This window comes from Vibrio sp. TMPB1044 (assembly GCF_030442075.1).
GTDB lineage: Bacteria > Pseudomonadota > Gammaproteobacteria > Enterobacterales > Vibrionaceae > Vibrio > Vibrio satsumensis.
In genome coordinates this window covers 125668-149156 of sequence record NZ_JAUJED010000019.1, presented here as the reverse complement: position 1 = coordinate 149156, position 23489 = coordinate 125668, and the positions used below count along the sequence as shown (strand labels likewise).

The 23489-nt window shown below is 41.9% G+C and carries 20 protein-coding genes and 1 pseudogene; 13 read left to right on the top strand and 8 right to left on the bottom strand.

Going from position 1 to position 23489, the window contains the following annotated elements:
• Positions 1 to 111 precede the first annotated feature (111 nt).
• Entirely contained in the window at positions 112 to 1293 is a 1182-nt protein-coding gene (gene cqsA, locus QQ041_RS12595; RefSeq protein ID WP_285954087.1) for an alpha-hydroxyketone-type quorum-sensing autoinducer synthase, read from the top strand.
• 153 nt (positions 1294 to 1446) lie between these two features.
• On the opposite strand, the gene QQ041_RS12590 is transcribed toward cqsA, so the two are convergent.
• The 3 genes from QQ041_RS12590 to QQ041_RS12580 all read right to left on the bottom strand — a co-directional run bounded on the left by QQ041_RS12590 (position 1447) and on the right by QQ041_RS12580 (position 6621).
• Positions 1447 to 3495: a response regulator gene (locus QQ041_RS12590; protein WP_285954086.1), complete on the bottom strand. Its 2049-nt coding sequence runs from the start codon at positions 3493 to 3495 to the stop codon at positions 1447 to 1449.
• Between the two features lie 257 nt (positions 3496 to 3752).
• Positions 3753 to 4568, bottom strand: coding sequence for a TauD/TfdA family dioxygenase (locus QQ041_RS12585; protein ID WP_285954085.1), 816 nt, complete (start codon positions 4566 to 4568; stop codon positions 3753 to 3755).
• Positions 4569 to 5028: 460 nt separating this feature from the next.
• Positions 5029 to 6621 (bottom strand): S8 family peptidase, encoded by a 1593-nt coding sequence (locus QQ041_RS12580; RefSeq protein WP_285954084.1) that lies wholly within the window; start codon positions 6619 to 6621, stop codon positions 5029 to 5031.
• A 475-nt stretch (positions 6622 to 7096) separates the two neighbouring features.
• Between QQ041_RS12580 and QQ041_RS12575 the strand changes: the two genes are divergently transcribed.
• Positions 7097 to 7498, top strand: coding sequence for an ACT domain-containing protein (locus QQ041_RS12575; RefSeq protein ID WP_285954083.1), 402 nt, complete (start codon positions 7097 to 7099; stop codon positions 7496 to 7498).
• 106 nt (positions 7499 to 7604) lie between these two features.
• Here QQ041_RS12575 and QQ041_RS12570 read toward each other — a convergent pair whose 3' ends face one another.
• Entirely contained in the window at positions 7605 to 9491 is a 1887-nt protein-coding gene (locus tag QQ041_RS12570) for a methyl-accepting chemotaxis protein (RefSeq protein ID WP_285954082.1), read from the bottom strand.
• 589 nt (positions 9492 to 10080) lie between these two features.
• A complete protein-coding gene (locus QQ041_RS12565) occupies positions 10081 to 10542 on the bottom strand; it encodes a cytochrome c (protein ID WP_285954081.1) in 462 nt (153 codons plus the stop codon).
• Positions 10543 to 10720: 178 nt separating this feature from the next.
• On the opposite strand from QQ041_RS12565, the gene QQ041_RS12560 reads away from it, so the two are divergent.
• The 6 genes and pseudogenes from QQ041_RS12560 to QQ041_RS12535 all read left to right on the top strand — a co-directional run bounded on the left by QQ041_RS12560 (position 10721) and on the right by QQ041_RS12535 (position 14687).
• On the top strand, positions 10721 to 11344 hold the full coding sequence (locus QQ041_RS12560) for a cytochrome b/b6 domain-containing protein (RefSeq protein ID WP_285954080.1): 624 nt from the start codon (positions 10721 to 10723) through the stop codon (positions 11342 to 11344).
• 38 nt (positions 11345 to 11382) lie between these two features.
• Positions 11383 to 11741: pseudogene (locus QQ041_RS12555) on the top strand (MarR family winged helix-turn-helix transcriptional regulator).
• Positions 11742 to 11944: 203 nt separating this feature from the next.
• On the top strand, positions 11945 to 12640 hold the full coding sequence (locus QQ041_RS12550; protein ID WP_285954079.1) for a VC0807 family protein: 696 nt from the start codon (positions 11945 to 11947) through the stop codon (positions 12638 to 12640).
• A 358-nt stretch (positions 12641 to 12998) separates the two neighbouring features.
• The gene (locus tag QQ041_RS12545) at positions 12999 to 13274 is read left to right on the top strand and encodes an HU family DNA-binding protein (protein WP_017059113.1); all 276 of its coding nucleotides are present in this window, start codon (positions 12999 to 13001) and stop codon (positions 13272 to 13274) included.
• 25 nt (positions 13275 to 13299) lie between these two features.
• The gene (locus QQ041_RS12540) at positions 13300 to 13443 is read left to right on the top strand and encodes a hypothetical protein (protein WP_017059112.1); all 144 of its coding nucleotides are present in this window, start codon (positions 13300 to 13302) and stop codon (positions 13441 to 13443) included.
• Between the two features lie 344 nt (positions 13444 to 13787).
• On the top strand, positions 13788 to 14687 hold the full coding sequence (locus tag QQ041_RS12535) for a VirK/YbjX family protein (RefSeq protein ID WP_285954078.1): 900 nt from the start codon (positions 13788 to 13790) through the stop codon (positions 14685 to 14687).
• Between the two features lie 210 nt (positions 14688 to 14897).
• Here the strand turns inward: QQ041_RS12535 and QQ041_RS12530 are convergent, their stop codons facing one another.
• Positions 14898 to 16448, bottom strand: a complete 1551-nt coding sequence (locus tag QQ041_RS12530) for a PAS domain-containing methyl-accepting chemotaxis protein (RefSeq protein WP_146491256.1) — start codon at positions 16446 to 16448, stop codon at positions 14898 to 14900.
• Between the two features lie 1169 nt (positions 16449 to 17617).
• Here QQ041_RS12530 and QQ041_RS12525 point away from each other — a divergent pair.
• Complete coding sequence (locus QQ041_RS12525; RefSeq protein WP_102530138.1) at positions 17618 to 17821, top strand: hypothetical protein; 204 nt, start codon at positions 17618 to 17620, stop codon at positions 17819 to 17821.
• A 42-nt stretch (positions 17822 to 17863) separates the two neighbouring features.
• On the opposite strand, the gene QQ041_RS12520 is transcribed toward QQ041_RS12525, so the two are convergent.
• Positions 17864 to 18955 (bottom strand): transporter substrate-binding domain-containing protein, encoded by a 1092-nt coding sequence (locus tag QQ041_RS12520; RefSeq protein WP_285954077.1) that lies wholly within the window; start codon positions 18953 to 18955, stop codon positions 17864 to 17866.
• Between the two features lie 536 nt (positions 18956 to 19491).
• Here QQ041_RS12520 and QQ041_RS12515 point away from each other — a divergent pair.
• From QQ041_RS12515 to QQ041_RS12500, 4 genes are all read left to right on the top strand, one after another.
• Positions 19492 to 19986 (top strand): YcxB family protein, encoded by a 495-nt coding sequence (locus QQ041_RS12515; protein ID WP_146491259.1) that lies wholly within the window; start codon positions 19492 to 19494, stop codon positions 19984 to 19986.
• A gap of 78 nt (positions 19987 to 20064) precedes the next feature.
• Entirely contained in the window at positions 20065 to 20790 is a 726-nt protein-coding gene (locus tag QQ041_RS12510) for a metallophosphoesterase (protein ID WP_285954076.1), read from the top strand.
• A 269-nt stretch (positions 20791 to 21059) separates the two neighbouring features.
• Positions 21060 to 22148 carry an acyltransferase gene (locus QQ041_RS12505; protein ID WP_285954075.1) on the top strand — a complete coding sequence of 363 codons (1089 nt, stop codon included), beginning with the start codon at positions 21060 to 21062 and terminating at the stop codon, positions 22146 to 22148.
• Positions 22149 to 22325: 177 nt separating this feature from the next.
• Positions 22326 to 22568 (top strand): hypothetical protein, encoded by a 243-nt coding sequence (locus tag QQ041_RS12500; RefSeq protein ID WP_285954074.1) that lies wholly within the window; start codon positions 22326 to 22328, stop codon positions 22566 to 22568.
• Positions 22569 to 23004: 436 nt separating this feature from the next.
• On the opposite strand, the gene QQ041_RS12495 is transcribed toward QQ041_RS12500, so the two are convergent.
• A complete protein-coding gene (locus QQ041_RS12495; RefSeq protein ID WP_285954073.1) occupies positions 23005 to 23367 on the bottom strand; it encodes a NirD/YgiW/YdeI family stress tolerance protein in 363 nt (120 codons plus the stop codon).
• Positions 23368 to 23489 lie beyond the last annotated feature (122 nt).

The following is a 23489-nucleotide window of genomic DNA, read 5'->3' as shown; positions in this document are numbered from 1 at the left end:
GAGTTTGCAAGCACCCACAAAATTATGCAACTCAGCTAATGACACATCACTTTTTGTCGTCAATATACAGCCGTCAGCGCTGGCGTTATCCTGTATTTGAAGAGAACTATTATGAGTGATAAAACCAAAAAAAAACCATTACCTTCCTTTATTGAAGAACGCTTGAACTTCTATATTCAAGACCTGATTACCCAGAATGAAAGCCAGAAACACTTGGTTTTGGGTAAACGTCCACCGTGCAACGCTGTTGTCATGCAGAGCAACGATTACCTAGCCCTGTCACATAACAAGCAGATCCAACAAGCTCACCAAGCGGCAATCAGTGAACACGATGACAACGTGGTGATGTCTGCGATTTTCTTACAAGACGAAGAATCTAAATCTGCGTTTGAAACCGAACTCGCAAGCTATGTTGGAATGGAGAGCTGTTTGCTTTCTCAATCTGGCTGGGCGGCAAATATTGGGTTACTTCAAACTATCTGTCCGCCAGATACGCCAGTGTATATCGACTTTTTTGCACACATGTCGCTGTGGGAAGGCATTCGCGCGGCTGGTGCAATAGCCCATCCATTTATGCATAACAATATGAGTCATTTACGCAAGCAGCTTGAACGCCACGGTTCAGGCGTTATTGTGATCGATTCGGTTTATAGCACAATTGGCACCATCGCCCCACTACGCGACATCTACGAAATGGCGCAGGAATTTGATTGTGCAGTCGTTGTTGATGAATCGCATTCACTGGGAACACATGGGGAAAATGGTGCAGGCTTAGTTCAAGCGTTAGGGCTCACCAACCAAGTCGACTTCATCACCGTTAGCTTGGCAAAAACCTTTGCTTATCGTGCAGGTGCAATCCTTGGCCCTAAACAACTATCTAGAACCTTGCCGTTTGTGGCGTACCCTGCGATTTTTAGCTCGACGGTGTTACCACAAGAGGTAGTTCGTTTAGAGAAAACGTTGGAGGTGATCAAAGGTGCGGAAGACAAACGAGAAGCCTTATTCAATCGGGCTAAATCGCTGACTACAGGCCTCAAGCGGATTGGCTTTAACATCCGCAGTGAGTCTCAAATTGTAGCGCTAGAGTGCGGCAATGAAAGAAACACTGAACGTGTGCGTGACTTCCTAGAACAGCGTGATGTGTTCGGTGCTGTGTTCTGCCGCCCCGCTACGGGCAAGAATAAAAACATCATCCGTTTTTCAGTGAATGCCGACATGACACCAAGAGACATTGACCATGTGCTCACGGTTTGTCACGAAGCGTACAATCATCCGGAGTTAGAGTTCGTATAACTCTGTACACACCAATTCTATAACCAACAAAACGGCAGGACGGAATGGACACTATCATGTCGCGAAACAAAAAGAGCCCAGCATTTCGCTGAGCTCTTTCTTGTGCTTGTGTTCGCTGACAAAATGGTCGTGTGCTTCAACCTATGGCATTCACTAAATCCAGTGAGCAATCTTATCGAACAGTCGGTTTTTATCTGCCGGTTTGACGATAAAGTCTGACATGCCTGACGATTCCATTTTCTCCAAAGTGACGGGGGAACTATCACCTGTGTGAGCAATGATTGGCACCGAAGAGTACGCTTTATTAGCACCTCGAATTCGGCGAGAAGCTTCCACACCATCCATGATGGGCATTTCGATATCCATGAGAATCAAGTCGATCTCGTCGCTATCCAACGCGTCTAATGCTTGTTGGCCATCTTCTTTCTGCACAACATCAAAACCCTGCTTTTCCAGTAACATCGCAGTAAAGCGGCGCAAAGATTCGTTGTCATCCACCACCATAATCGTCCGCTTATTCGCGGCCTCTAGCGGTTTTGTAGGCGCTGCTGGCATCACGTAATTGGAATCGAAAAGTAAGCGGTCGATGGTCGCTTTAGTATTCAGCAGCCAAACTTGCGTTTCCACCCAAATAGGCTCGAAAGAAACGTTACGTACACGCTTAATAGGATGATGCTCATACAAGTAGATGATTCGCGCTTCAGTGAACGAAAGCAGTGACTCAATCCTTTCTAGGCAACTGGCTCGTAAGTCCAAGCTCTCCATATCAACAAAAATCAGATCGAATTCGAACTGGTATTCCTTATTTTTTAGGGCGGATGCGACATCTAAGATGGCGAGGTCGAAGCCCATAAAACGCGATATCTCGGTCATTTTACTGGTCAGAATCTTCTGGTCGCTTACCATCAACACAGTCTTCAGCTTAGTGAGATCACTCTTAATCTCTTTCACTGTATTTGAAGCCAAAGATGGGAACGTCATCGTAAACTGAGTCCATTGTTCCACTTCCGACTGACATTTAATCTCACCACCAAACGAACGCATCACCTTCTTACAAAATGGCAAACCCAGTCCGTAATTACCCGATTGGCCCGTGGTGTAAAAATCTTGGAAAATGCGTCGAATTAAATCGCTTGAAATACCCGCACCGTTATCGGTGACCATTATTTGATTGGTCACTTCATCACTGCACATCGAGACATGAATATGAAAATCTTCTGGGCTGCGATGATGGAATGCGTTCTTGAACAAGTTATACATGACGTACTTCAACAGGGTATCACTGCCCAAGAAGTCAAAGTCGCTTTGTACATCCAAAGATATCGCAGACTTATCGGCTGAACGCTTGTAGTTAAAGCTGTCTATGGCATCCTTAACCACCATTTGCGCTGAATGCTTCTTAAACGTAGAACGAGATACTCGGTTTTCATCGATTGAAGTCAGTAACAGATCTATCGTTTCGTTACCGGAATGAATGATCTCCATCGCTTCATCGCCCACTTCACGCAACTGTATAACTTCTTCACTGCTTAAAGCATATTGCCCTTTGTGATCACCACTTTTAGGGTTCGGTAATATGGATTGCATAACATCAATAGAGGTCAGTAAACCACTTAGAGGGTTTCGCATCTCATGGGCAATGCCAGCCCCAAAAGATTTCGCCAATGATACCTTGTTCTCATGTTCCACCTGATTGCGGAAGTAGAATAAGTTGCCGAATAAGTAGATAAACAAAAAGATTGGCACGTGCGTCCAATCCATTGTGAGTTCGAGGTAGAAGCCTTGTGCCACCCATGCACAAAACGTCGCAATTCCGATTCCGGCAAAGGTTTGAGCGAACATGACTTTAGTCACGTGTACCAACAAGATATGCAGGAATATGGCCGACATAAAAGACATGACCCAAACGTTGGACCAATTGTTCATCAGCAGCATGTAGAAAAAGAAACCTGGCAAACAGATAGTTACAGCGACTTGATAATAAGCCGGGAGGTACTTTCGCCATTCAAATGGGACACGATTGCGAAATATAATGCCAAAGAACAATACCGAGCAAAACAAGCGAAGCGCTAAGTTTTCGTAGGGTTGTGGAAACAAAAACTCCCACACAATGTAGTAAATTGGAAAGCCGACAAGGCCCATCCAACCCACGAGGGTTAGATTCGGTTCTGCGTATTGGTAAACTTTACGAATCGCGTTCATACGAAATACTTTGTTCTCTAAGCCCTGACGTTTATTAATTCTATGATTTAGTTTTTATACTTATATTTTGGCGCCAATTATATTACACATCACCTCCGAGCAGTGAGGTTTCAATCAAATATGTACCAACGCATTTGTTTTTATTTTTAAGCGTAGATAAATAATGCACCCTGCCGACACTTAAATTTAAGTACGAGAGTTTGGTTCAAGGGATGGGCATGCACGGTGTTCCTTTGATAACTGTGCTCAGCTTACCGTTATGTCACTGTTACTCGATGCATTTTCCGTGGTGTATCACCGTAATCAATCACAGCATAATGTTGAGTGACTCTGTTGTCCCATATCGCCATTGAGCCCTTGTTCCATTTGAAACGCACTTGATATTCTGGTTGTCGTGCAATTTCAAACAGCTGGCTAAGTAGCGAATCACTTTCTTCACGCTCAAGCTCATTGATGTAACGGGTAAATTGCTCGTTGATATATAGCGTCTCTTTGCCCGTTTCTGGATGAACTTGTACTAAGGGATGCACCACAGGCGGATTTTCTTGCGCGGTTTTCAGCAGTGACTTATGCCAATCTAGCTCGATTTGATCCGATTCAATACCTTCAAACGCGACTAATGAATGCGTTGCCGATAAGCCTCTTAGCTTATCTTTCATGCTTTCATCTAATGAATCGAACACTGCAGTCATCGAACACCAAATCGTGTCGCCACCGACATCCGGTATATATTGAGCATGTAATAGAGAGGCTTTCGATGGCAATTTGCGCCAGGTTAAATCGGTATGCCAATAACTCTCCATTGGCGCATTGCCTCGAGTGGTTTCTATCACACTGACTTGCGGTACTTGTTCTACACGTGGGAAGAAAGGATGAGCGGGTTCAAGCTCTCCAAACCGTTTTGCAAGCGCTAAGTGTTGTTCAGGCGAGAGGCTTTGCTCATCCAAGAAAATGACTTGATAAGTAACAAGAGCCTGGTACACATCATCTAGTTCACTCTCACTGCAATCCGAAAGATTTAATCCATGAATACGAGCGCCAATGTGAGGTGTAATGGGTTCAATTTTCAACATACTTTCGCTTATCGGTTAAGAGATATTAATGGAGAGTCAATTAGCTACTCGTTATTAAACCGGACAGAACCGATTTTTCTTTCCGTACCACGCAAAATAAAACCGGTTTATTCGAAAAAGAAAAGAGCCCCTACACTGGAGCTCTTTTTGTTTGTTGATACTTCCTGTATCCGTAGACAAGTCCAATCTGTAGTACTTTCACCGAAAGCCAGATCATCGATATCTCCAGTTGTGTATCACTACTAAATCTAGCATACAAACTTCAGGTTTTTCTGAGACGTAGTCGAAAGTTCGTTTAAGTAGCGTGAATTCCTGCTTATCAATCTAAGAAAACAACGCCATATCCTTTTGTTGCCTGCTACAAACCAAAAAAGCCCACAACGAGGTGGGCTTTGGCTATCTGGCTTCTAAACTTACCAAACTAGTAAGTAACTTTTGAAACCATCATTAAAACCTAAACTTAAAAGTTTGCTTGGAGCGTCAAACCACTGTAAGCCGAGTATGCATTCAACATAACGTGGTATCTGCCGCTTTGGGTGACATTCACCGTACACGTCTCGCTGTTGCCCGATCGGTAAGGTCGGCAGTCCCACGCACTAAGCGTTGGTTTATCCCCGAAACGTAGATACAGATCCGCATCGCCTGTGCCACCAATGGTGACCACTGTCAGCTGTTGGCCCTGTTCTAAGTCCATGTAGAAGTAGTCCTTTTGTCCTCGGCTGCCACTCAGTCCATTAACCGGCACGCCAGAAACTAGTTTTCCATCTGGATCTGGTCCAGGTGTTGGACCACCGCAATCCGGTTCACAACCACTATCAGTCAAACTATACAGCAGTTTATTGGTGGTTCCTCTTGTGTCAGAAACCTTATTCTCCGAGGCTCTTGAGTTCAGTAACCCTGCAAGCTGAAGCGGTGTTAAGCCGTTGTTTTCTTGTAAATACAAGGCAGCAACGCCGGCAACATGTGGTGTCGCCATGGAAGTTCCGCTAATCGTTTTATAGCCGCCATCATACCAAGCAGACTTGATTTGAGATCCCGGTGCGAATAGATCAACACAGCTGCCCCGGTTCGAGAAACTTGAACGCGAATCAGAGCTGGTTGTTGAGCCCACCGTCACACCACTTGGTACACGAGCCGGCGATGAATTACACGCATCGGCATTTGAGTTACCCGCCGCCAACATAAAGCTCACTCCGGATTGAATTGCACCTTGTACCGCGCTATCCAATGCAGTTGAACGCCCGCCACCTAAACTCATATTGGCGACTGAAGGCCCTGATGCATTTTGCGCTACCCAATCCACACCAGATATCACGCCAGATGTAGTTCCTGAACCCGAACAGCTAAGTACTCTTACCCCAACAATGTTAACGTTTTTAGCCACACCGTACTGGCTGCCGCCAATCGTTCCTGCAACGTGGGTACCATGCCCATTACAGTCACTCGAATCAGCATCGTTATCTACGAAATCATAGCCAGAAACCGAGCGACCGCCGAATTCCTCATGATTATTATTAACGCCCGTATCAATCACGTAAGCCGTTACGCCAGAACCATCAAAATTGGCATTATAGTTTCGATCCAAAGGAAGACTTCTCTGGTCTATTCGGTCCAAACCCCAAATCGCGTTACTTTGGACGGCTTCATTTGAAACAACAGGATCGATACTGAGTATTTGGTCTTGTTCAATGTATTCAACGCGAGAGTCACGTCTGAGTTGCTTTAATTGAAGTGCGTCTAGATTTGCCACAAAGCCAATAATGGAACTATCAAAAACATCGTCTGTTTTGATTGAAAACGAATTGGCCATCTGACCCACCGTTTGTTGAGTGAACTGCTGTAATCCAACCGCATCATTCATTAGCATCTGAGGTTGTTTCAATACAACAATATAGCGTTCGGTGATCGCATCATCTGATGAAGCCAACATCAGTGGAGCAATAGGTTGTTGTGAGTTTTCAGTCGAATTTAAAACCGAACCTTGAGCCAAACTTGATGCGGAATAAATACCAAATGTGGCTGTAATACAACAACTTAATACTTTCTTTAACATAGCTTGTTCCTTGATATTTTAGGTTTGTTGGTTGTTACCTACGACAAACACGAAAATGCAGACAGCTAGCGTTATACGCTCAATACGTGAAGCAACAGTGTTACAAATTCAACCTAAGACAGTACGAATGAGATTGCTTATTAATTTACATCCCTCACACTAAGAACTTCGAGTTGGAACAAACTATTTTGAAAAGCTTATGCAATCACATTTTATATAATTTGATCAAAAGCTCTAATTTTAACAAAAGTCGAATGGTTGGTTAAAAATGGTGCATGTAAGAGAAATGATCTTCTTTGTTGACATATCACACACCAAAAATCCCGAAAAAACTAAAAAATGCAGCATCAAAATCACATACGATTAGTCGTACTTATAGTGAATAAATATTATTAATTGTACTCGCCGACAGCTTATCTCTATCTTGGCTACATTACCCAACACCATAAAACAACGCGATTGCGCAGGGAAAACGATGACCGCCATTACCGATTTAGACATTCTGTTAAAGTCCATGTCACCTGATCTCATTGAAGGTGATTATGTTTTTTGTACGGTAGAGGGAGGACTAGCCGACTATGCCCACCTCAATCCGATGGCGACCTTTCGAGAAAAAGAAGGGTTAACTTTAGTACTAACAAAAGAAGTTGCGACTCAAGCGCAGTTAAGTTTCGACGGTGTGTTTAGCATGATCACTTTATCGGTACACTCGAGCCTAGAAGCCGTGGGGCTAACAGCCGCCTTTGCGACTAAACTAGGCTCGTACGGCATAAGTGCCAATGTGATTGCAGGTTATTATCACGATCATATCTTCGTCCAGAAGCACAAAGCTGATGCAGCAATAAGTGCGCTGAAAGAGTTCTCAGAAACAGATTGATAAAGAGTTCTATTACTAACAAATACAAAAAAAGCGACGTAATGTACGTCGCTTTGGCTTATTGCTTAACGCAAGCAGACTGATCAGGCATCAGTCCATTAGACGCTTAAGCAAGCTTAAAAGTAGCCACTTTGTCACTTAAACCAGCGGCTTGGCTTTTAAGTTCGTTTGACTCAGTTAAGCTGTCCTGTGCGCCCACAACCAAGTGGTCAGTGACATCTTTAATGGTCGTAATGTTTTGGGTAATTTCACCCGTCACGTGTGTTTGCTCTTCTGCTGCAGTCGCAATTTGAGTCGCCATGTCGCTAATCAAGGCAACAGACGTATTGATCTCTTCTAGCGCGAGAGAAGCTCGGTCTGCATCTTCTACAGAATGTAGTGCTAGCTTAGAGCTTGTTTCCATCAGTTCAACGGCTTGTGCTGTTGTGCGCTGTAGAACATCGATCGTAGCCTTGATCTCTTCCGTTGAAGAGTGAGTGCGTTGAGAAAGCACACGAACTTCATCAGCTACTACGGCAAAACCACGACCTTGTTCACCAGCACGAGCGGCTTCAATAGCGGCATTCAAAGCAAGCAAGTTCGTTTGCTCCGCAATGCCTTGAATAGTGGCTAATACGGTCGAGATTTCTTGAGCGTGTTTATTCAGATCGCTAATTACACTACCCGCTTCGTTCACTTCATTCGCTAGGTTGTTAATGGAACCTTTAGTGTCGACAACCAGTGCATGACCGCTGTTGGTGCTCGCCGCTGAGTCTTGCGCTGCTTTTGCCGTTTGCTCTGCATGCGATGCGATCTCTTGCGTTGCACTCGCCATTTCAGTGACTGCCGTTGCAACCATAGTGATTTCTTGCTGTTGGTGGTTAAGCTCGTCCACAGAACGGTTCGCACGTTGAGCACTTTGCTCTGACTGGCTATTTAACTGCTCTGACTGCCCACGAATATGACCAATCAACAGCTGTAAGCTGCCCACAAAGGTATTAAAGTTATGAGCCAACTCGCCTACTTCGTCTTGATTTTCAACATGAATACGTTGAGTTAAATCACCACTACCGTTAGCGATTTGCGCCAGAGCTTGAGACACATGATTTAGTGGACGGAATAGAATGGTACAAAGTAAGTTAAATAGTACCGTACAAACCACAACCACTAGCAATGTCACCAACACTTGCCCGATAACAGCGTCAAAGAGTGGCGCCACTAAAGAGTCATGATTCACCACGCTAATCGTAATTAGATTGGTTCCATCAATTGCGCGCGCATATAGCACATAGTCGGTACCTTTCAACTCAATAGAGATGTCCTTACCGCTTACCAATGCCTTTTGCACATCTGAAAAATTCAAACCAAGTGAACTGATATCCTTGTTCAACAACTTAGTGTCAGCATGCGTGTAGACCGTACCTTTATTGGTCGCGATGAACATGTAACCTTCACCCGGAAGGATTACTTTTTCAAGGCTATTTAGAATGTCGGTAATTTCAACATCCGCGCCCAATACTACCTGTTGGCCATGCAGTTGCATTGCAGTGCCCAGAGACACTACATTCGCTCCCGTTGCCGCTGCAACCGTAGGGTTATCCATGAAAACCTTACTTGGATTGGCAACCGCATTGGTATACCAGCCCCACAAACGAGGATCATCATTGCCCGGCGGCAGTACTACTCCGTTCGCGTTCTTTTGCGAACCATCAGGAAATGCCAAGAAGACATTATCAAAAGAGGCAGAATCACGAACCTGTTTTAGGTGAGTCACCAAGCTTTCTTGCTTAGACTCTTGCGACAAAGAAGTCAGCGCACGTTCTTTGGATAAGATCCAATCCGATACATATTGATTGTAAGAAGCCGATGCGCCCTCTAAACGCTGTTCAACTTCAATATCTAGTCGTTGCAATGAAGCACGAAAAGACAGTGCCTCAACCAAAATCCCCCCCAGGATAATGGCCATACTGGCTGAAATCGCCAGCTTATTTTTAAGCGAGAGTTTCTTGAACATAGGAAACCTATAATTTGGAAATAAAAGTCCGTGGCAACAAGTTTGTTGCCAAAACGGCTTGCAAGCGCGATATATTTTACGCCTTAAAATAAATTAAGAAACCGGCTAACGAATTGAATTATTGATATATGTGAACGAGGGCACGTATAGGGGCACATTCATCGAGTAAATATCATCCCCCTCTACGCCAAATGAGATCAGGCAACCTTTTGGCTGCAGCACTTATTGATTGCGCTCTATTTTCTCGGCATGCTGTAAACCTCAAAACAAAAAGGACTAAACGTATGACGTTCAGTCCTTTTTATTTATCTCAAATCTAACTAAATAGAATCTTCACTTCCTCTCAAGTCAATATTTATACTCGAATACTTAGATTGCTGAAATTCTTTAAATTACTGGCCTATAAAAACAGATATTTTTAATGAGTAGACTATTGAACCATCGATTATTTATACAGCACGCTTTATATTTATCAGCCTGTTTTTTGGGGTGTTACCTACGAGAAAAGCCAATCGCTAATAAGGCTTAGACGAATAAATGTGTTTGGTTAGCTTAATTCGATTAAGTTAATTGAGCGGTTTAACCTGTGTTACCAACGTGAGCGGTATGAGCGATGACAGCTCTTGCAAGTATCTTGTGCTGCTTCTAATCCTGATTCCGCAAGCGATACATCACCTTGTTGACTGCCTTGGAAAAGCTCCTGAAACCCCTGGTCCATTTGTGTTAACAGACGATGGAATTTTTCAGGTTGCCTCCAAACACTCTCTTTTGCTTTACTCCCCTCGTGACTGCCTTTCGGAAATAACGTCAGCAATGATTGGCTGTGACTCGTTAGCTCTAAGCTCGTTTCTTCTAGTGTCTGCCAATTCGTATCATTGCCATCTAAAGTGTCGCTGGCTTTCTCTACTAAAGTTTCGATTTGCGTAAATGCGTGTTGACGCTGTTCAATTTGGTTTGAGTAATCGGGTAAATCATCGCCTTGTTCAGCGGTAGCATAGGTACTGAGTAGAACTGTTGTAGTACACAGTAGGCCCGTCATTATCTTGTTCATATCTCTCTCCGCTAAGTTTAGCTTTTGTTGTCTAGTTTCAATAGTTCGTTTCTATGTAGTGTCTTGCTTTGATGATCCTAATTTACACAACAATAGTTGCGTGCGCAACTATTGTTGTGTAAATTAGTGCAAATCAAATTGATGCTAAGTAAATAAATACAACAGAGAGAATGACGTTATGAAAATTTGGGATCTATCAACTCGCCTATACCACTGGGCTCAAGCAGCGCTTTTCATCGGGTTAATGGCGTCTGGCATTTCAGGCAATGGTCCCCACGTTCAACTAGGGCTAGCACTGATTACCTTAATTATCTGGCGATTAATTTGGGGATGGGTTGGTAGCGAAACGAGCCAATTCAGACAATTTTTGCGATCCCCAAAATCAGTGGTTCACTATTTACTAGGAAAAGAAAGTGCTAAACCTGGTCACAACCCTGCTGGGGGTTGGATGGTTGTGACGCTACTATCAGCTTTATTCATTCAATGTATTTCTGGCTTAGCCTTAGCTGGCCTTCTTGATCACTTACCCTATGCAAGTATCTGGTTGAATGATTCAGTTTTTACCTTGCTAGAAAACATCCACCTAGCCATGGTAAAAGTGCTATCGGCTCTGGTTGCTATACACATCTTTGCCGTTCTATTCTACAAATTACGTTCAAAGCCATTAACTTGGGCAATGGTCACTGGTTTTCAAACACGAATGCAATTTGATGGCCGCGTAGCATTTGTTTCGCAATGGCGAGCGTTGTCCGTACTTACTTTAGCTGCAATGCTTACCGTTACTCTGGTTGCATTAGCGTAAATAAAAATAGGTGTAATTTGGTACACCGGAATGAATCAATGACTAAAATACTTGATAGCGAGCACACCGCTTGTTGGTTGATCCATGGAATCGCAAACAGCACAGCAAAGAGATTTGACTTTGAGCTTAAAAAACATGGATTAACTGTCGCGCTTTGCCCCACCTTGATGTGTTTATGGGAACAGGAAGGAATAACTCAACGAGCAATAGCTCAGAAATCCAAGGTAGAAAACTCGACTACAACTCGAGCCTTGAATAAGCTCGAACGTCTTGGTTTGATTGAACAACGACCCGCCCCAAGTAGCCGTCGTTCTTTCAATATTTATTTAACATACTAGAGCCGGATGAACGAAAAGAGATGATCCATCTGCTTAAAAAAATAGTATCTCGAATATAGCGCAGCTGCGACACCATGATATTAAGCTGCTAAGAGGCTGATAAATAGGACAAGTAAAGTCCTGAATCGAACGTAAAATAGGCTCATAGATGTCGTTGATGTCACATGTCGTTACACTGCATGATACCTTAAGGCTTTACATCTTGGGCGAGGTAAACAACAATCCCTGAGAATAAATCCATAACATAATGTATTTAGAAATTATGAGTAGTACAGAAAATAAAAAATCGAGTCCTCTTTTCGAAGTCGTCTTTAACGTCCTTCTTCCTTCATTCATCTTAATGAAATTCAGCGGAGATGAGCACCTAGGAACGGGCTTAGCTTTGCTTGTTGCCCTTGCCTTCCCTATTGCTTATGGTGGCATGGAGTTAATCCGCAATAAGAAGTTCAACTTCATCGCTGCGCTCGGCTTTGTCAGCGTGCTATTAACCGGCGGTATTGGTTTCTTCGAACTAGACACTCGTTGGTTAGCACTAAAAGAAGCATTAATTCCTGGTCTAATTGGTTTAGCGGTACTTGGCTCAACGTTCACTCGCTATCCGTTTATCCAAAAAGTTATCTTCACGCCAGCTCTGTTAAATATCTCTCTTATAGAAGAGCGCTTGAAGCAGTTTGGTAAGCAGGCTCAGTTTGATCGTTGCCTAATGACATCCAACTACCTATTCGCGAGTACTTTCGCATTTTCTTCAGCTATGAACTACTTCCTAGCGACTTGGATTGTGACAAGCCCTGCTGGCACCGCTGCCTTTAATGAAGAACTTGGCAAGCTGACACTTTACAGCTACCCAGCAATCGCTATCCCAAGCATGCTGATGATGTTAGGTATTTTCTACTACATTTGGCGTCAAATTCGCACGATGACATCACTAGAAACAGAACAAATTTTTATTACTAAATAGTTCTGAATTAACAAATCGCTCTGACTGCACAACAAAGAAGCCCAGCAATTAAGCTGGGCTTCTTTGTTTTTGCAGTTTCGTTTGTCAACGTGATAGATGACAGCCTCAATTTGGATTATGAATCGATCGGGCAACCCTAATGCTCTTTTCTCACGTAAATTTGGGCAACATGTCTATAAACCAATAATAATCAATGAATTGCATTGATTGAACCGACAGATGCTTTTATAGTCAATTCTGTTGGTTACTTTACAAAGCTCTACCCAATCACTGACATTATTTCAGTTGCTGTTGATAAGATCGCATAAGCTAGGTGCTAAAGGTAGACGCCAGCCGTACTCAATAAGGAATATAGATTATGAACAAATCTCAATTAGTTGAACACATCGCGACTTCTGCAGACATCTCAAAAGACCAAGCAGGCACAGCACTAAATGCGCTAGTTGAAGGGATCTCTACTTCGCTTGCTAACGGTGATGACGTATCGATCCTTGGATTTGGTAGCTTTAAAGTTAACTCTCGAGCAGCTCGCACTGGTCGTAACCCGCGAACCGGAGAAGAGATTCAGATTGCTGCATCAAAGACGCCAGCATTTAAAGCGGGCAAGGCACTAAAAGAGACGTGCAACCTGTAACACAGAAAACACAAGGAAGGTTACGATGACGACTAAGGAAAAAGCGAAAACGAGCCGAAGCAAAAAAGCAGGTAAGTCGACTAAAGCGCAAGCCGAAACGCCTAAGACTCGTCAACGCATTGAAGAGCTTCTCGAAGAGCGTGAACTGGCCAAACTGTTAGAGCTTTAGTTTATGTAAGTACTATAGTTTATATAAGAACTAAAGTTTAGGTTTAAGCAAAGTGATAGTTTGTTATCGTTCTAATGCCACTGCATATTTGTAGTGGCATTTTTGATTTAGGAGCAAGCGCCTCCAATAAATAACATTGATACCCATACCCCTTCCCACTAAAGCGACAAACACATCTGCCCAAAATCTGAACGCTAAGTAACTGATTGAGTTACATAGCTATACATATCCATACTTACCCAAATCACCTTTTTCACTATCATCATTTTCTTGTTATTGGTGAGATTATTGGAAGGGTTCATGACACGACTGTGTTCGCGCAATCCTTCTTCTTTGAGGTGATTATGAATGTCGTTCGCATGGGGATTGAAGCAAATACCCATAAAAATAAGGGTAAGTACAAAGCGATAGTTAAGTTTACTATTCGAGCCCTGTTTTATTATTCAGCTACTCGAAAAATGAGTGATAATTTCAACTCTGAAGAGAGAAAGTTATTATTTATCAAACAACCCAACTTCCTTTCTAAATTTGTCACTCCCTACTTATGTACTGGCTTTAGCAATAAAGAAAAGATCGATATCTTATCCAAACACTACGACTGGTTTGAAAACACCTTCGCAACAGAAGCTAGACACCAAATCTATAACGAAAGGCTCAATCTTTTAAAACTTGAGATAGATGACAACGTTTATCTAGTTAATCTCAGCTTTGAAAGAAACGCGAGAAAAGAGGGTGAACTCACAGTTTCATTGACCAATTCTCAACTCGAAAAAATGTATACCATTTCGTTTACTGTTTTCGACAACAACATCTACATCGGCGGTATACAGGGTGGCGCCAATGACAATGGATTTAGCCGCACATTCACCAAAGCTTTTTACGGTTTAAGGCCTAAATCCTTCATGGTAGAAACACTACGACTGCTCGCTATTAACTTGGGTATCGACAATATCTATGCGGTAAAAGAATCTGGTCATGTGTCGAACTCATTACGCTACGGTAAGAAAAACAAAGACATCAGCCTTAAATACAACAGTCTGTGGGAAGAGCACGATGGACAGCTGCATGATGACTATTTTTATCGTATCCCGACAAACCCGAACAGGAAAGATCTTGAAGCTCTAAAACGTCAAAAGCGTAAGTTGTATCGCGAACGTTATGCCTGGCTAGATCAGTATGAACAAGATCTGAAGAACGAAATGAGCCGTCACGCCCAACCCTTCATATGTAGTACCAACAATTGAACTAGCGACGGCCAGTTAATTTAGCGCAGTGACTTAACCCGGCATCTGATCTGGCTGTTAAGATGCCCCATCCAAGTAAGCTCAACCGAACAAAAATATAAAACCTCGCAATTGCGAGGTTTTATATTTGCGAGCAAAGCTAAAGCTAGTTCAAATCTGAATTCACAGTTTAGCCTCTCATCAAAGTAGCGAGTCACTCACTCTATGAGTTTAAAATCGAGCCACTCCTTTTCTTAACTCATTCAAGCTAAGTACACTTTGTTCATACTGCTTTTTACTGTCTTCCATTAGTTCGTGTGAAGCTTCAGCTTTACTATGGATGGAAAGAATATTCTGGTTAATCTCTTCTGAGACATTCACTTGCTCTTCAATAGCGACGGCGATCTGGTTATTCCTATCAACCACTCCCTGTACCTTTTCACTCAACAAAGTGAGGCTTTCTAGAGTCGATTTAATCGTTGTTTGAGTGCGTTTCGCTTTTTCAGTGCCATTATTAACGGCCGTTACTGACTGACCACTGCCTGTGCATAGCTTTTCAATAACCGCTTGAATCTCTGTAGTTGCTTCCTGTGTTTTTTGAGCTAGCACTCGTACTTCATCCGCCACTACCGAGAACCCTCTTCCAGAGTCGCCCGCTCGTGCAGCTTCTATCGCGGCATTGAGGGCTAACAAGTTAGTTTGGTCTGCAATCGCGTTAATCATCTCAATAACGGAGCTTATTTGCTGTGTCTCTCTCTCTACAGACAGCGATATTGTCGATATGTTGTCTAATTCATTAGTCAACTCGACAAAGTTTTCTTCTACTTGGTTTAGTTCGTTCTGACAAGATAATAGTTCTTGTTGGGTGCTAAAGGTGGAATCTAGAGTCCCTTGTGCATTTTGAGAGATTTCACTTGAAGCCGCCTGCATTTCATTAATAGCTGTCGCTGCCATATCAATTTCTGTTTTCTGACTTTCAAGATTTTCAGACACCGTTGCGTTCGACTCAGCTGTTTTATTCGCCTGCATTAGAGTTAATTCACATGAATCACTCACCGAAATTCGTATTCTGCCTAATAACGCTTTCGCATATTGTTTCCGCACCTTCATTCCTAAAGCAATTTCGGAGAGATCATCCACCTTACCAAAATAAATATGCTCCATTAGGGGATTATCGAATTCACTTTTCGCTATTTTACAAATACTCTCCAAACGACGCGTGAGAATATAAATTGACACAGTCCCTCCGAAAAAGAGCAATGAGAAACTTTGTAGTACAGTTAGAAATTGGGTAATATGGAGTGCATAAACAACTCCTATTAATAATAAGGATATAAAAGTTTGACGCTGCCAAAGCCTTGTTTTGGGTAATATGAGTTTGAGTGGTGTTTTTCCTTTATTTAAAATTCTATACGCTTTTTCTGCTCGTTCAACATATTCTCTTTTTGGTTTAAACCGAACCGACTGATATTCAACAATCTCGTTGTTTTCTTTTAACGGAGAAGCAAAAGCATCAACCCAGTAATAGCCACCACCTTTTCGTTGGTTTTTTACCATACCCATCCAGTTATTTCCTAACTGAATATGACCCCATAAGTCTTTAAATGCGGCTTTAGGCATATCACCGTGACGAACTACATTGTGATATTCACCTATTAGCTCTCCTTCTTTGTAGCCTGCTACTTCGTTAAAGTGTGGGCTTGCGTACTTGATCTTGCTTGAAGGGTCTGTCACTGAAATTAAATTGTACGACTCTGGGTAATCATACTCTTGCTCTACCATAAAATGCTTCCCTGTTTAAACTAGATAACAATCAACTTGTTGTGTGGCCATCCATATCACACGGTGCTGAAAGTAAAGGCACTTGCTGCTCACCTCATTGACTCAACGGCAATTCGCTATTGAGTCAACGAAATTTTCACTCAGCAAGACTAACACCACCAATATCAATGCCATCAATTTCATAATGATGTTAGATAAGACTAGCTTATGAAAAGTAAAGCAGGGGGCGTTAAACATCTCCCCCTGCAAGAGTGAAGCGTATTTACCTACACGCTACCTTGCTCACAAACTTTATCACTAAGAAAGCAGCATCTATGTATAATTAAGCTCTAATATAGCAATAAAATAAATTTTTTTATTTTAACCTTGATATTTCGACAAACTTGAGATTATTTACCTGTTACCCTGAACTCGATCCTTGTAAGATTAATGAAATCAGTCCCAAAATGGTATTAATTATCAATTAGTATTTATTTAGGCTCTCATTATGAAATGAGACTATTAAAATTTATAAAAATCACTAAATTAAAAGATTATCAAAATCACCTTGATTATGAACACAATCTATCCTTTACTATGCAACTAGTATCAAAACATATCAAAGGAAACTTATGAATGTATTAGATAAGGATTGCTTATTACAATTAGTCATTGATAACTTTCAAGAAGATGTCGCAAAGTCTGTTGATTTCAACACTGGTGAAGTTGGTATAATGTATACCAACCTTGATCATAACCTCATTTTTTGCATGGACTTATCTATTGTGGAAAAAATATATTCGACGAGATAAATTCCGAATAATCATGAACTCATGAGCAATGTTATCTTTGAAGTTGATAATTTCAAATAAGTTGTATACTTCAAAGATAATAACTTTTTCGTCAATCAATTCCTGCTTTCAATTCGCTGGTAATCTAAGAGACACTGACATAAATATTTTAAACCCATTTCCACTCATATACGCTTCGCTTTATAGCTGTATCCGGCAGAACAAACCTCTTCCAAAAACGAAACTTTAGCTTACTGGTTTTAAGCGGATATTGCATTGACGACTATTCTTGAGAAGCGCATGCTTTTGTTTCCGAGCAGAACCGTTCTTGGTCGCATTGATAGTGTCAAATGCCCAAAGCTTGTTCTGTGTAACGCACCTAATAGAATGGCAAGTCACATGAATAAAATTGTAATGTTAGTAATGGGGTTGCTTTTCACAAGTCGATTGTTTGCCAGTATTGTGCCGCATGTAGGCCAGCTTGAGCATGATGCTCCTATCTTAATTCGTTCGGCACTTATTGTCGGTGTTGCGGCTTATCTGGTTTGGACAGTATTCAAGTACTTCAAGAAAAATAAAGCCGCTGGTTCTGAGCAACTCTAGCAGAAAGAGCTTAGAAGCCCTGGTGTATCTAATTTACTTAAACTACTTATCCGCAAAGTATTCGACCAGTATTTTGCGCCACTTCCGTGACTCACGAATTTTCAATAGTGCTCGGTTTATCTCTTCTTCGTACTGGTTGTTTTCAGTGATGATAAAGCCATAATTTTGCTTTTCTAACTGATAAGGCAGCACCTCTAAATCCTCAAATTGCCCGCCTACCCTACCATTACCAATCATGTATTTGAGCACCACATCATCAGCGACAATCGCTTCAACCTCGCCATCCTCTAAAGCTGCTAATAGCCTTGGCATATCAATGTAACTCTTGTGTCGAATACCGAAACTTGTGAGCATCAGAGAAGACGTCGTGGCAACTTTGGCACCCACCTCCACACCCGCAAGATCATTCACACCTTTGATATGGGAAGAGCCTTGGCTTAGAGTCAGTTTACTGGCTAACACAGCAGTAATACTGGCGATAAAAAGCATACTAAATACGCCAATAAACACCGTGGCAATTCGTCCAGTTAGGCTCTTAAACTCAAAGTAATTGAATGGACCTCGAGTGATGAAAAGTAAACCCAGTATGAAGCTTTCTAGCCAACGGCCAGTCCGGCTTTTCATCGAGTAAAGCTTTTCGTTCTCTCCATGCTCCAATAAGTAGAAAAACGCTCCAATCACTCCTGAGATCATCACGATGACTCCAATGATAATCCACAGTGCAGGGTTCAAGAATATAGCGTGTAAGGTATGAAGATAACCCTGCTTCTTCACTGCAATGGCAAGGTGAGTTTCGTAAAAGGAATGGGAAAAATCAGCAAAAATCTCTCGCTCTGGCGTGATTGAAATGCAAGACACGCCGATGTCGATTTGCTCGGTTTCAATCGCATTGAGTAAGTCATCCAAGCGGTGGTTTTCTATCGTGTACTCAACGTCCATTTCTTTTGCAATTCTCTCCCAAAGTTCAATACTCAGGCCGTTCCATTCATTTTCCATCGAACTAATCACAAATGGAGGACACGGATAGACACCAACTTTCAGAGAAGAAGCCGACGATAAAGCGCTGAACAAAGCACAAAGAAATATGACTAAAGTTACACAATAACGAAGTGTCGATTTGAAGACCAAAAGCATCAGCAATCCTCCAGAAAGAGGCAGCGATGAATTAGATCAAGTAAGAAGCCTAACCTAACAAATGAACGTCAGTGGCTCAGAAGTGGAAAAAATTTATGATGAATTCAGTACTGCCCTAGTATTATTCTTTACTGCTTTAACTATAGAAAACCTCTACTTGTTGTTCAAAAAAATAGAGCAGCAGTTTTAACAATTGAGGAATCAGCCAGAATTAAGTGCAATAGATGACACACAAACTCCACCGCGACCTGGTCGCTATGTGTTTTTGCCTGAAGTCTCGCTACAGGCTTTTTCATTAGCTCTAAACAAAACGACTTCAATCACTGCTTTGCTAATTCAGTATCGCCTTTATGAACATCATTTAGTACCTGTTTAAGCAGCAAGTTAGCGATGGCGAAAGTACATCCATTGGTATTATCGATTTACAAAAGATAACCAAAATAGCTAAAGATAAGCCATGAGAAGCGATACAATACTAACGTTGCAAGAACGCAGCTTAGTAAACCCATTCACAGAAAACATTAAAGTAGCCAGACATGTCTAAAGATCCCGGTTTCACCACAGAATACACCCTCGACAAAACGTTTTTCGCAGAGTGTTATGATCAAACTAGCCTTCCGACTCAATTTCCCAAAGCCTATTTGAAAGGCATACTGTTTCTAATTTTTGGTGTGGTTCTACTGGAGTTTGAACTATTACCTAACGGTTACGTTGGCTGGTTCTTTATTGTTTTGAGTGTCATTGAAGCGTTCAGTGTGTACTGTAAAAGAACATGGTGGTTATGGCGACAAAGAATCAGCTCTGGCGCTGGCAGCAAAATAGTCTTTCAAGGTGACACGAACGGTGTGAGTTATAAAAACCATAAAGCGACCAACACTATCGCTTGGAGTGACATCGACCAGCTTGAGCAGACCGATCTCGGCTTTATCCTTCATGTCGGCAAACAGCGCCAATACGTCAGTAAATCTTGCTTAAGCGATGAAGCCATTGCCTTCATGATTGAACACCACGCCGCATCAAAAGCTAACTAACACCAATGAATGCCTGCCAATTTGCAGGCATTTTTAATTCACCGTAAACGGTGTGTATGGAATGACCGGACTATAACAATGAACACCGTATACCAAATCAGTGATTGTCACCTTTCAGATAAATCCAGCTATGAGAACCTGCGTCGAGCACTGGAATACGTCAATGAAGACACAAAATGTAAGACCATCTTTCTGACTGGTGACATATGTTGTAATCCAAAACACGGCGACTACGTTCGATTAGAAGCGTTCATTAGGCGACACATTAGCGATAAATCTATTTACGCCATTGCCGGCAACCATGATGACTCTTCACTAATGCGTACAGAGTTAAAAGGATCGACAATTTTCGTCACTGATAAAGCCACTATCTGTGGACGAGAAGTTTTGTTCCTAGACTCAAGCTTCAAGCCGCTCGATGACCAGCATCCACTCGGGTCTGGGCGTATTGATAACCGTGGTAAGGCTCAGCTAAAACAACAGCTAAAAAAGGCCAACAACCCTATCGTAGTTGTTCACCACCCTCTCATTCCAGTCGGTGCAGATTGGATGAAAGCCATCCGTCTAGAAAACGATGCCGATGTGATGAACGTGCTGAGAAAATATCGCGTACGTGAGGTTATCTGTGGTCACGGCCATGATGGGATAACGGCTACACAACAGGGCATAACTCAATATATGGCCCCTTCAACAGCCTATGGATTTAACCACTCTATCAATGAATACAATCGCAGTGAGAAGGTCGGGTTAAATAGAATTTCATTCTCGGCGCATTCTATCGACTGCCAAGCTATCTATTTTTAAAATTATCTCGCTTTAATCTTGTTGCTACTTTTACCCTTGTGTTCCCCATGCTTTTTAGAAAACAAATACCTAGCGGCATAAAGCTTCAAAATTTACTTTTTAAAGCTTCTTACCACCTGAAGACACAATAACAAAGTTTAAACCTCTACTTCATAATAAAAATTAGGCAGCTCAATTGTGTATGCTCTTAAAATGGCAAGAATAACTTTTAATCAGGTCTATAGTTAAATCAAAGGGAGATCGACGCTAAAATCAAACGGGAAGTTTATATGTTTCTACAATCGATAAGTAATTTTAGAGGAATTACAATAGTTCTAATCGTCATGGGACATTCGTATACTTACGGACTATCGAGCACCGATGAGATTGGAAATATTCTAAAAAACATAATAACTGGAGGTACATCGCTCTTCGTTTTTATATCAGGTTATATGTTTTACCACGTCTTCTACAGCCGCTATGGCTACAGTAAATTCGTTCTTGGGAAATTTAAAAATGTTGGTGTGCCTTACTTAATTCTCGGAAGTATCGCCACCCTCGCTTTCTATTACCTTAATTGGGGTTACTTTAATCCTATTGAGAACATGGTTGACCCGGAAAGTGCATACCGCAATGGTGTATTGTTCGAACAGTCAGATCCAGACATCATCACCGCAATAAAGTATTTGTTTACAGGGCACTTCCTCACTGCCTATTGGTATATCCCCTTTGTTCTTTTGTGCTTCTTATCTGCTCCTATGCACATGCGTTTTATCAAATTAGCGCCTAAGTCACAGCTTATGGTTATTTGTTTCCTTTCGATACTGTCTCTGTTCGTTCATCGAGCGGTTGAAGGGACTAACCCACTCCAGTCTCTGGTGTATTTTACGCCAATATATTTGATAGGGATTAGCGTGTGTATGAATAAAGAGAAGGTCACTGAGTGCTTAAATAATAAGACACTACTTCTGTTGCTATTTATCGTTGTCATGCTGTCTATTTATCAAAATCACACTGGTATCAATGGTAATTCACACAAGCCATTTTTTGAATACGATGGGATAGATGTTGTTTTTATTCAAAAGGTTGCCCTCATCTTTTTACTGTATGGAGCTCTTGAAAAATTGAGTTTTAAATCCAAATATTTAGACACCATTTCAGATACAAGCTTTGCGATTTTTTTCATCCACCCGTGGTTGCTACTGATCCTCGAAATCGCAGACGCTAAATATTTTGGTGGCACCTTAAAAAGCGATTTTAACATTACTCTCTACATAGGAATCTGCAGTGGCATTGTAGTCACATCCGTTTTCTGTGCGAAAATAATGAAGATGGTATTTCGAGGCAGCAAAAAAACAAGATACTTAATCGGCTATTAGACTAAAACGCTCTCTATAGCTCAACCTACACAGCCCTTTTAAAGGTCGCATTCCTTTGAATTACTGTATTTACACTAGCTTCTTATGGTTAAAATGCCGTATGGTACAAAACATAGAATTCTGAAGACTTGCGGCCTTTGCCACAGAGACTCTCCATTTTAAACGAAAAGACTTACTATGAATTTTGATATCAATGCATTAAAACACCACCAACTGGTCGAAGATGGTCAACTCGAGGGGTGTTACATTCATCAGCCAGTACAGGGCAGTCAGCCAGATGATAAAGCTGTTTTAGCAGAGCGCCAAGCGCTGGAAAATCTGGGGTATAAGGTGGTACAGGTTAAAGCTAAAAGCGGGACAACAACGTTTGCCGAGGCTATGCAAGAGCTTGCGAAGAAGACTGGCCACCAGCCTAGATAGTAAACGAGTGAGCAGAGAGAGTTACAACGCTCTCTAACGACTGCTTTTTGAGTCTCTCTGCCGAGTAATCTCAACATGAGCCATTTCATGCTGACAACCAATGGAGCAGATACTTTTTGCGTCAATGAGTTAGCTCCTGCTCTCACCGTTTTCCCCAAAATGAGTCACCGTTATATTTGCTCCCCAACACAAAAATGGGTTGGTACAGCAGAAATTCAGTCTATTACCTAATAATCTAGCTTTATTAGAGAACGTGACTGTTTACTGAATTAATGTTGGACGGTTATAGCACTTAGCTATGTGTCATGAGCTATGAGCAAGAATACAAAGTAAATACATGTTCTCTATTTGTCATAGTTCTAAAACTTTAAAGGAGCCACAATGAGCTCCTTTGAAGTTTAAGTTATCGCTTCAGTTACTACTGCATTTACTCGATTTAGCTACCAATTGTAATTCTATCAACTTCAATTGTGGCCTCTTCCCAGTTATCTTTTTCAACGTTGCCAACAATCGTTATCTTGTCATTTGGAGCAATCGTCAAACCAGCCCAAGCTTCATCCTCTACTTCGATCACAATTGTGTTTTTGCCATCAGTAAACTTGTACTCGTCATCTCCCAAAGAGTGCACAATGTTACCCGTCACCTGAACTTGGGTATCATCTCTTGCTTCTAGGACTTGAGCAACCGTAACAGGAGCGCTAGCCGTCGGGCCATTAAATCCGCCCGTTGCTGGTAAAGTGTTTGCTGTTGCTAAGCCTGAAGCCAGAACCAGTGTAGTAGCAATAAGTACGTTTTTCATAAGAACCTCTAAAGAGTCATAGTTTGTTTTGATTGGTGTACTATGCAGGAGGTGGTATTAATCGCGGATGAAAGTAGCGTTCATAATTCATTCATGTTGAAAATACGTAGAATGACAATACC

Bases quoted from the DNA above. Each gene is read 5' to 3' on its own strand.
- QQ041_RS12530 (WP_146491256.1), bottom strand. From the start codon at position 16,448: ATGGTAGAGCAAGAGTATGATTACCCAGAGTCGTACAATTTAATTTCA.
- QQ041_RS12505 (WP_285954075.1), top strand. From the start codon at position 21,060: ATGTTTCTACAATCGATAAGTAATTTTAGAGGAATTACAATAGTTCTA.
- QQ041_RS12545 (WP_017059113.1), top strand. From the start codon at position 12,999: ATGAACAAATCTCAATTAGTTGAACACATCGCGACTTCTGCAGACATC.
- QQ041_RS12520 (WP_285954077.1), bottom strand. From the start codon at position 18,955: ATGCTTTTGGTCTTCAAATCGACACTTCGTTATTGTGTAACTTTAGTC.
- QQ041_RS12575 (WP_285954083.1), top strand. From the start codon at position 7,097: ATGACCGCCATTACCGATTTAGACATTCTGTTAAAGTCCATGTCACCT.
- QQ041_RS12585 (WP_285954085.1), bottom strand. From the start codon at position 4,568: ATGTTGAAAATTGAACCCATTACACCTCACATTGGCGCTCGTATTCAT.
- QQ041_RS12510 (WP_285954076.1), top strand. From the start codon at position 20,065: ATGAACACCGTATACCAAATCAGTGATTGTCACCTTTCAGATAAATCC.
- QQ041_RS12560 (WP_285954080.1), top strand. From the start codon at position 10,721: ATGAAAATTTGGGATCTATCAACTCGCCTATACCACTGGGCTCAAGCA.
- QQ041_RS12580 (WP_285954084.1), bottom strand. From the start codon at position 6,621: ATGTTAAAGAAAGTATTAAGTTGTTGTATTACAGCCACATTTGGTATT.
- QQ041_RS12500 (WP_285954074.1), top strand. From the start codon at position 22,326: ATGAATTTTGATATCAATGCATTAAAACACCACCAACTGGTCGAAGAT.
- QQ041_RS12535 (WP_285954078.1), top strand. From the start codon at position 13,788: ATGAATGTCGTTCGCATGGGGATTGAAGCAAATACCCATAAAAATAAG.
- QQ041_RS12550 (WP_285954079.1), top strand. From the start codon at position 11,945: ATGAGTAGTACAGAAAATAAAAAATCGAGTCCTCTTTTCGAAGTCGTC.
- QQ041_RS12570 (WP_285954082.1), bottom strand. From the start codon at position 9,491: ATGTTCAAGAAACTCTCGCTTAAAAATAAGCTGGCGATTTCAGCCAGT.
- QQ041_RS12525 (WP_102530138.1), top strand. From the start codon at position 17,618: ATGAATAAAATTGTAATGTTAGTAATGGGGTTGCTTTTCACAAGTCGA.
- QQ041_RS12515 (WP_146491259.1), top strand. From the start codon at position 19,492: ATGTCTAAAGATCCCGGTTTCACCACAGAATACACCCTCGACAAAACG.
- QQ041_RS12565 (WP_285954081.1), bottom strand. From the start codon at position 10,542: ATGAACAAGATAATGACGGGCCTACTGTGTACTACAACAGTTCTACTC.
- cqsA (WP_285954087.1), top strand. From the start codon at position 112: ATGAGTGATAAAACCAAAAAAAAACCATTACCTTCCTTTATTGAAGAA.
- QQ041_RS12590 (WP_285954086.1), bottom strand. From the start codon at position 3,495: ATGAACGCGATTCGTAAAGTTTACCAATACGCAGAACCGAATCTAACC.
- QQ041_RS12495 (WP_285954073.1), bottom strand. From the start codon at position 23,367: ATGAAAAACGTACTTATTGCTACTACACTGGTTCTGGCTTCAGGCTTA.
- QQ041_RS12540 (WP_017059112.1), top strand. From the start codon at position 13,300: ATGACGACTAAGGAAAAAGCGAAAACGAGCCGAAGCAAAAAAGCAGGT.